The sequence below is a fragment of the Pseudomonas sp. GW821-FHT03C07 genome (genome assembly GCF_059420925.1).
In genome coordinates this window covers 40136-49050 of sequence record NZ_JBWKUQ010000032.1, presented here as the reverse complement: position 1 = coordinate 49050, position 8915 = coordinate 40136, and the positions used below count along the sequence as shown (strand labels likewise).

The 8915-nt window shown below is 57.3% G+C and carries 6 protein-coding genes; 4 read left to right on the top strand and 2 right to left on the bottom strand.

Going from position 1 to position 8915, the window contains the following annotated elements; all coding sequences use genetic code 11:
- The coding region (locus AC07VG_RS32595; protein WP_495022496.1) for a YncE family protein at positions 1-2312 on the top strand (2312 nt) is incomplete at its 5' end.
- A 475-nt stretch (positions 2313-2787) separates the two neighbouring features.
- On the opposite strand, the gene AC07VG_RS32590 is transcribed toward AC07VG_RS32595, so the two are convergent.
- The gene (locus tag AC07VG_RS32590; protein WP_495022495.1) at positions 2788-4269 is read right to left on the bottom strand and encodes a hypothetical protein; all 1482 of its coding nucleotides are present in this window, start codon (positions 4267-4269) and stop codon (positions 2788-2790) included.
- Positions 4270-4517: 248 nt separating this feature from the next.
- Positions 4518-4955 (bottom strand): hypothetical protein, encoded by a 438-nt coding sequence (locus AC07VG_RS32585; RefSeq protein WP_495022494.1) that lies wholly within the window; start codon positions 4953-4955, stop codon positions 4518-4520.
- Positions 4956-5236: 281 nt separating this feature from the next.
- On the opposite strand from AC07VG_RS32585, the gene AC07VG_RS32580 reads away from it, so the two are divergent.
- The 3 genes from AC07VG_RS32580 to AC07VG_RS32570 all read left to right on the top strand — a co-directional run bounded on the left by AC07VG_RS32580 (position 5237) and on the right by AC07VG_RS32570 (position 8915).
- Complete coding sequence (locus AC07VG_RS32580) at positions 5237-7990, top strand: response regulator (protein WP_495004513.1); 2754 nt, start codon at positions 5237-5239, stop codon at positions 7988-7990.
- An 86-nt stretch (positions 7991-8076) separates the two neighbouring features.
- A complete protein-coding gene (locus tag AC07VG_RS32575) occupies positions 8077-8511 on the top strand; it encodes a hypothetical protein (RefSeq protein WP_495004512.1) in 435 nt (144 codons plus the stop codon).
- Positions 8511-8915, top strand: a complete 405-nt coding sequence (locus AC07VG_RS32570) for an META domain-containing protein (RefSeq protein WP_495004511.1) — start codon at positions 8511-8513, stop codon at positions 8913-8915. The genes AC07VG_RS32575 and AC07VG_RS32570 overlap by 1 nt, the downstream gene beginning before the upstream one ends.

Here is an 8915-nt window from a genome sequence, read left to right as displayed (position 1 = left end):
CCATGGAGTTCAAGGCCGACTTCAGCCAGACCACCAATGAAGCCAATGCGCAGACCTTTCCGTTGCGCACCTATACCGTCAAGGCTATTGCCCTGGGAGCGCCGACACTCACCGACATTACCGATACCACGGGTTCCGTCGTCGGAGGGATAACCGTTGCGACCAGCGTCACCGTCACCGGCACCGGTAGCAGCGGTGAACGGATTCAGCTTATGGACGGCAACAACAGTATTGGCAACCCGATCACCGTACCCAACAACAGTACAAACTGGAGCGCCATCCTTACCGGGCTGACCGTCAAGGCCTACGGCATCAAGGCCAAGTCACTCGATGGCAACGGCCTGGAATCGGCGACAAAGGCCTTCAACGTCACGGAGCTGCTGACGCCGACCCTCGACAACGTCAAAGACGCCAACAACAATGAAATCCCGGATACCACCAGCACCTTCAGCACCACCTTGAAACTGTCGGGCCAAGCCAGCAAAGGCCAGAAGGTGGAGATTTTCGATGGCAATGGCGCCAGCGCGGTTTCCAAGGGTGAGGCGACCGCTGATGCCACAACCGGCATCTGGACGCTGACGATAACAGTAGGGACAGGTCCTTGCCGGCTGTATGCCAAATCGCTCTACCACAGCACTAACGTCTATTCGAACGTGCGTACCCTGAACGTCGTGACGGAGGATATACCCGCCATTACTTCGGTCAAGGACCGCAACAATGCTGAAATCCCCAACACCAGCAGCACCGCTGAAACCTCGGTGACCCTGACCGGCACAGCCACCGCGGGGTTCAGTGTCGATCTCTTCGATAACGGCGCTCCCAAGGGCACATTTGTCGCCACCGGTGGCATCTGGAGCAGCACGCCTATCACCGTTGCTCCAGGCCCTCACAGCTTTACCGCCAAGGCCAAATATGGCAGCGAACCGGTGTCAGGGGCCTGGACGTTTAACGTCGTGACCCTGACTGATCAGCACAAACCCTATATCCAGGAAGCCGAGAACAACGGCACCGGTACGACACTTGACCTGACCACGTTCACGGGCAATGCCACCGTCAAGGCCAGCCCATGGCCGGGTATCAAGATCGGGCAAAAAGTCTGGCTGCGCTGCCGGGGCAAAAAGGCCAATGGTGATGATCACCTCATCACCCTGTACACGGCTTCAGGTGTAACCGACGAGGAAACAAGGAACGGACTCTCAAAAAGCGTCACGCGTGCGGAGTTGGAATTGTTGGGAAACAACACTTCGTTGACGGTGGAGCTCAAGGTCACCTTCAACGGTTCCAGCACGGAGAGTGAGGCCACTGTCTTCCCGCTGCGCACCTACAATGTAATGGTCAAAGCGCCCGTCAGCATCGATGTCGGAATCAGCCCAACCCGGCACGCGTTGAGTCCTGACGGGGCCTATCTCTATGTCTGTATCTTTGAGGCCAGAAAAATCGCGGTGGTCAGCACAGCGACTTATACGGTCGTAAGAACCCTCGACTCGCCAGAGCCGACGCTCGGTCCGAACGACATCTGCATTTCCCCGGACGGCAGACGGGCCTACGTCTATCTAACAACCAACTTTGTAGGAGGCCCGCACGCCATTCGCACCCTTGACCTGACGACTTATTCATTCACAAGCGAAAGGATTGCTCCGCCCGCCACAACCGACGCCATAGCGCTGACAAAAGACGGGGCTCAGCTATATGTCAGGAGAATCGGCTTCATATCTGTACATGACGCAATCACACTTTCAGTGATTGGAACAATCGCTCTGCTTGGCATCGTTGACCAAAATTTTATCAGTTTCAGTCCAACGGGCGCTCGCGGCTACTACACATCGGCCTTAGGCACCGGTCCAAGTACGGTCGAGGTTCTCGATACCGTGACTCATTCCGTGTTACGCAGCATTAGCCTTCCGACCGTATATGCCACTTCCCTGGCACTTAGCCCAGACGGTACCCGCGCATATGTGGGACATAACCCCAACCATTATGGTGGTAGCGGTGGATACTCAGTGTCTGTTCTGGACACGACGACGGAACGCATTATTACAAATATCAACGTGCCTGAAATGAATGCAGACCTAGTCTCCTGGTTTAGGCTCACAAGCAGTCCAGATGTCACACGTGTCTATTTGTATGGATATCATCATCGTCTCATAGCGGTTATTAATACGGCCACGCTAACGCTTATGCCCAGCATCCCAATACCTGACGAACTGACAGGCAGCGGCGTGGTCCACATCAACCACAGTGCAACAGGCACCTATCTCTATGCATCCATGGCAGGAGGACATCAGTTGGGCATTATCCCGACACGTTCTTGATTGGCTTCCTTGGTAGCCGTCCGTTCTGCAAGCACCGTCGACCAACGGCGAGCAATTGACTAATTGATTCCAAGAAAAGGTGACTGATTTGAATAGCACTTACTTAACGGCTAACCGACTGATATAGCTGAAAAAATAAAAAAGGCTGGCCTTGGTCTACGGTGATAGTTGCGAACACACACCGACCAAGCAAGTAGTCCTAGCTGGAAAACCAAATCGGCGGCGTTCAACGCTAACGGTCGAAATTTTTAAATTGTTATATCAGGAACAGGAACCCCCTACGCAGTCAATATAGACGACATCCGCATTCGATCCATCTGATCCGCGATGACGGCGAGCCCCGATCGGTAACTAACAGACCCGAGAAAGACAGCTAAAGAAGCACCGCGAATAGCGGTGCTTCTTTATATCGACGCCCGCCCCACCTCCCCCTAACTCCACCTCTGACAAGGCTTGGCAAGCTGCTAGAGCAAATCTATTTTTCCAGCGCAATTGGAATATTGACAAGAATATTGTAGCTCGCATCACGACTATCTTTAGCACGCAATTGCAACAACCCATTATAGGTTCCCTGCGCCAAGCTTGTATTGTCGACGGGATCATAGGAAAATTTTAAATGCAGGCCACCTCCTCCCGAGCAAGCGGAATTTTTATTCATCGGCCCATAGACACACCCACCAATAGCACGCTGCCCTCTGAATTTCACAACATGCTCCGCGCCCTGGAAGTCTTTCAACTTTACTGTCAGCGGACTATATCCAGTGCTTGGGTTTGCGGCTAATTCAGTTGGGCCGACCTCGGGCGACAAGGCAACGAAGCCTGCCGCAGCCGCCGCACTTGATGTATTCAAGCGATGTTTAATCACGTGGCTTTCGCCACGGCTGACGAAAATCAATTTGACACCCTCCAGAGGGGCATTATAACCAGCCATCCTGCCAGCTTGCTCTTGCCAGAGCCTTGCCATATCGGCCGTCTGTTTATTCCCCAGAGGCAAATCATAATCATCTTTAACATCAGGAGCGGAATAATAGGGTGCGTTATTACCACACAAAAAGGTTTTTGATTTTCCGTTGCTATAACCAAATTTATAGCTATCGGAGCCACTATTGCAGTGAGAGCCGCCCACATTGTGACCTAACTCATGACGAAAGGCTGCAGCAGCAAACCAGCCATTAGCCGATGTGTATCCGCTCACATAGGCCATACCAGAAGGGCCTGAACCTGTCCCTGTGATTGCCATATTCACGTCCGTTCTGAAAAGGCTGCGATAGGGCGCCATGCTATCCTGCCATTTCTTCAACCCGGATCCAGTGGTGTCATAACCCGCTCCGGCATCGAAAATCAACACCCCCCCCAATGACAATGTAATACCGAGTATCTTGGAGTTATCCAGCCCTTCTCTCGCCATTTCAACTTGTGCCAGCGCATAGGCCACAGGATCCACATCCAACTTACCCAGTGCATAGGTGGAATAGGCGACCAGAATTTCTATACTCTTGTTTTCCAGGGGGGACGAGCTATTTTCCGAAACAAACGAATCACCTTCCGCACTCGGCACCGTATCCCCCTCATAAGAGAGTTTATGTTTGCCGAGATCAACAACTCTCTTTCCTTTCGATCTATTGATTATCATTACTTTACTATCATTCGGAAAATCCGTGATTGCCAACACATCCTGATCAGGTGAACTCACCATCACGATCGACCCCACCTCGCCTTTTTCATTTCTGAATCGGCCATTTTCTATCAAATACCCTTGCTCCTCCCGGTGCCGAGTGACAATGGCCTTATTTTGACCAATGATAGTTGAATACCATTCAGGGTTGCGCGCCGACAAGGGAGCCATAGAATCATTCGTAGCGTTATGACCTGCCGATATATCCATGCTGTCCTGCGCATGGAGAAAAGGCGCGCACGCCAGCAAAGCCATGACAGAGAGTTTCAAGGGTGCCTTCATTATCTATGACTCCTTAATTTCAGGGGGCGGAAAGTCGTGACTGTATAAAAAGGGTGCGACTGTACGCAGGTTGGCAAACCGGGCATGAACCAAACCGACAAACGCCGGCGCTCCCTATTACTAAAATGCACTGCCTACAACTGAACGATATAACCCGAACAAGCCCAGCGCCCCGCTCGCCTGTCGTCGTGCCCCCCCACATTTTTTGCCCCCTGGACGACTGTATCCATTAGCGTTGCACGGCAACATCATTTCTTCTTGATTTCAAAGACGCCGTGTACGTGTTGCCCTGTCGAAAAAAGCACAACGCTGAAAGTGCCTTTCGCCTGTTGTCCCTCGATATAGCTTTCAAAAACAATCTCGCCACTCTCTGCAGCATTTGTATACTCGCCCATATCAAATTGAATACCAACGGGCTTTCTAAAACCGACTTCATATTTTCCTGGACCGCCTACGTCATCGGGATCAATAGAAACAAAATTAATATCTTTATCGAGCCCAGCGAAACGGTTGGTAAAATCCGAAAAATAATCAACTTCAACCGAGGAAAACTCAAACCTCGGATGCCCCGCAACAACACTAGCTGTTATTGAACCTGTTGCATTACGGGGCGACTTGAAGGATTTTTTTGCGCTCATAATCCATGACTCCTCTTGAGAAAATAGAAAAACAAGACTGCTTTCCAAGACTAAACATCCGGAGCGTTTTGCCTACCTGTCAGAAATGACAGTTCAGACAAACGGTCCCTCCCCCACGAAGGACGCCTGATCGTTCAGAGCCGACAGAAAAAAATCGGCCCGGCGGCTCTCAACGGATCACAAGCCCTCACCTGCCCAAGCACAAACTTTGCGAGATTTCGCCCCCGGCAAATGGCTACACTGCGCAAGTGGAGCGGGCGCAGGATGCGCACGCCGAGAATCGAAGATGGGCGTATCTGCCGGACGCTGTATCTGACGGAGACTGTTGCGTGCTTAAAAACCTGGGCATCAAAGGCCGCGTACTACTGCTCACCCTGCTGCCGACCACCTTGATGGCGTTGGTACTGGGCGGGTATTTCACCTGGCTGCAACAGTCCGACCTGCAGACCCAGTTGCTGCAACGCGGCGAGATGATCGCCGAACAGCTCGCGCCGCTGGTCGCGCCGGCCCTGGGCCACAACGATGTCGACCTGCTGGAGCGTATCGCCACCCAGTCCCTGGAACAGGCCGACGTGCGCGCCGTGTCCTTTCTCGGCGCCAACCGCGAGCAACTGGCCCATGCCGGCCCGAGCATGCTCAACCAACCGCCCATCGGTAACAGCAGCCACTTGTTGCAGCGCACCGGCAACGATGCCACCCGCTATCTATTGCCGGTCTTCGGCCGGCACCGCAACATCTCCGGCGAAGTGGTGCCGGAAGAAGCCGACCGCCTGCTGGGCTGGGTCGAGCTGGAACTGTCCCATAACAACATGCTGCTGCGCGGCTATCGCAGCCTGTTCGCCAGCCTGCTGCTGATTGCCACCGGTCTGCTCGGCACCGCCTTGCTGGCCCTGCGCATGAGCCGCACGATCAACGCGCCACTCGGCAAGATCAAGCAAGCCGTCGCCCAGCTCAAGGAAGGCAACCTGGAAACCCGCCTGCCACCGCTCGGCAGCCAGGAACTGGATCAATTGGCCTCGGGCATCAACCGCATGGCCGAGACCCTGCAGAACGCCCAGGAAGAATTGCAGCACAGCATCGACCAGGCCACCGAGGACGTGCGGCAGAACCTGGAAACCATCGAGATCCAGAACATCGAACTGGACCTGGCGCGCAAGGAGGCCCTGGAGGCCAGCCGGATCAAGTCCGAGTTCCTCGCCAATATGAGCCACGAGATCCGCACGCCGCTCAACGGCATCCTCGGCTTCACCCACCTGTTGCAGAAAAGCGAACTGACCCCGCGCCAGCTCGACTATCTGGGCACCATCGAGAAATCCGCCGACAGCCTGCTGGGGATCATCAACGAAATTCTCGATTTCTCGAAGATCGAGGCCGGCAAGCTGGTGCTCGACAGCATTCCGTTCAACCTGCGCGATCTGCTCCAGGACACCCTGACCATCCTCGCCCCGGCGGCCCACGCCAAGCAGTTGGAACTGGTCAGCCTGGTCTATCGCGATACCCCGCTCTCGCTGATCGGCGACCCGCTGCGGCTCAAGCAGATCCTCACCAACCTGGTGAGCAACGCGATCAAGTTCACCCGCGAAGGCACCATCGTCGCCCGGGCCATGCTCGAAGAAGAACACGAAGACAGCGTGCAGTTGCGCATCAGTGTCCAGGACACCGGCATCGGCCTGTCGAACCAGGATGTCCGGGCGCTGTTCCAGGCCTTCAGCCAGGCCGACAACTCCCTCTCACGGCAACCCGGCGGCACCGGCCTGGGGCTGGTGATTTCCAAGCGTTTGATCGAACAGATGGGCGGCGAGATCGGCGTCGACAGCACCCCGGGCGAAGGCTCCGAGTTCTGGATCAGCCTGAGCCTGCCCAAGACCCGCGACGACATTGAAGACCTGCCCGCGCCCCCCTTGCTCGGGCGCCGCGTGGCCGTCCTGGAAAACCATGAACTGTCACGCCAGGCCCTGCAGCACCAACTGGAGGATTGCGGCCTGGAAGTGACCCCGTTCAACAGCCTGCAAAACCTCGCCAATGGCGTGACCGGGGCGCACCAGACCGACCAGGCCATCGACCTCGCGGTCCTCGGCGTCACCGCCCAGGAAATGCCGCCGGAACGACTGAGCCAGCACATCTGGGACCTCGAACACCTCGGTTGCAAGGTCCTGGTGCTGTGCCCGACCACCGAACAGACGCTGTTCCAGCTCTGCGTGCCCAACCCCCACGGCCAGCTCCAGGCCAAGCCGGCCTGTACGCGCAAGCTGCGCCGGGCCCTGGCGGAACTGATCACCCCGCGCCCAGCACGCCTGGAGCCCATCGAGCCCCTGGGCAGCCGGGCACCGCGGGTGCTCTGCGTCGACGACAACCCGGCCAACCTGCTGTTGGTACAGACCCTGCTCGAAGACATGGGCGCCTGGGTGCTGGCAGTGGACAGCGGTTACACGGCGATCGACGCGGTGCAGCGCGAAGCCTTCGACCTGGTGCTGATGGATGTGCAGATGCCCGGCATGGATGGCCGGCAAAGCACCGAGGCGATTCGCCAATGGGAGCATGAACGGCAAAGCACGCCGCTGCCCATCGTCGCCCTCACCGCCCACGCCATGGCCAACGAAAAACGCGCCCTGCTGCAAAGCGGTATGGACGACTACCTGACCAAGCCCATCAGCGAGCGGCAACTGGCCCAGGTGGTGCTCAAATGGACCGGCCTGGCCCTGCGCAACCAGGGACCGGAACGCGGCGGCGAACACAACCGCGCCGGCAGCGAGCTGCTGGTGCTCGACCCGGAAGAAGGCCTGCGCCTGGCCGCCGGCAAGCCCGACCTCGCCGCCGACATGCTGGCCATGCTGCTGGCCTCGCTGGAAGCCGACCGCGAAGCGATTCGCCAGGCCCGCAACGCCAACGACCACAACGCCCTGATCGAGCGGGTACACCGCCTCCACGGCGCCACCCGCTACTGTGGCGTGCCGCAATTGCGCGCGGCCTGCCAGCGCAGCGAAACCCTGCTCAAGCAAGACGCGCCCAACGCCCGCCAGGCCCTGGACGAACTGGACATCGCCATCGCCCGCCTCGCCGCCGAGGCCCGTGTCAGTGCCTGATCCCGAGTAAGCGGATCGAAGGTCATACGCCGCTGCCATTTGCGCGGCGTCTGCGTGCTAGCATACCGGCCATATTTGGAGGACCCATGGTCGAACACGATTTCCGCTACAGCCTGATGAACCCGCAACACACCCTCACCGAATGCCGCGCCCTGGTGCCGGGACGCTATCAGGTCACCGGCAACGGTGGTTCGATCCGCGCCGACGATGTCCTGCTGGTGACCCTCAAGGGCAGCAAGGACTTGTCTATGCGCCTGACCGTGGACACCGTTCGCCACCTGATCAATCCGCCAGGCCAATGGGTCGCGGTGGCCAAGGGGCCGGTCTTCGGCGAACTGGCGATCCACCAGTGGCAGGTCAACTGCGACAGCTGCGCCAAGCAACTGAACTTTGAATTCGCGGTGGACGCCAAGCTCGGCAACCCCGCCCAAAAACCAGCCGCCACGGCGCGTATCGCCGAGTTGGGCTGGACGACACAGGGCGAGAAACACCTTTGCCCGAGATGCCAGGAGGCAAAGTAATGAAACGCGCGGTGATTCTGGGAATGCTGGGGGCCGGTCTGTACGGCTGCGCCGGCGAACAGGTGCAATTGCAGCAGGATCACAGCTACGTGCTGGAGTGGATCGGCGAACGTCCGCTGATCGACAACAGCCATCTGACCATCACCCTCGGTGACGATGGCCGGGCCTATGGCACCGGCGGTTGCAACCACTGGTTCGCGCCCTACACCCTGGACGGCGGGAACCTGAGCTTCGGCAAGGTCGGCAGCACCCGCAAGCGCTGCGCACCCGCATTGATGGAGCAGGAAAAGCGCTTCCTCCAGGCGCTGGAGAATGTCCAGCGCTGGGATATCTCGCCCATCGAGCAAGTGCGTTTCTGGCCACAGGAAGGCAAGCCGCTGCGGCTCTGGTCGGAAGAAGGCTGA

Bases quoted from the DNA above. Each gene is read 5' to 3' on its own strand.
- AC07VG_RS32590 (WP_495022495.1), bottom strand. From the start codon at position 4,269: ATGAAGGCACCCTTGAAACTCTCTGTCATGGCTTTGCTGGCGTGCGCG.
- AC07VG_RS32570 (WP_495004511.1), top strand. From the start codon at position 8,511: ATGAAACGCGCGGTGATTCTGGGAATGCTGGGGGCCGGTCTGTACGGC.
- AC07VG_RS32575 (WP_495004512.1), top strand. From the start codon at position 8,077: ATGGTCGAACACGATTTCCGCTACAGCCTGATGAACCCGCAACACACC.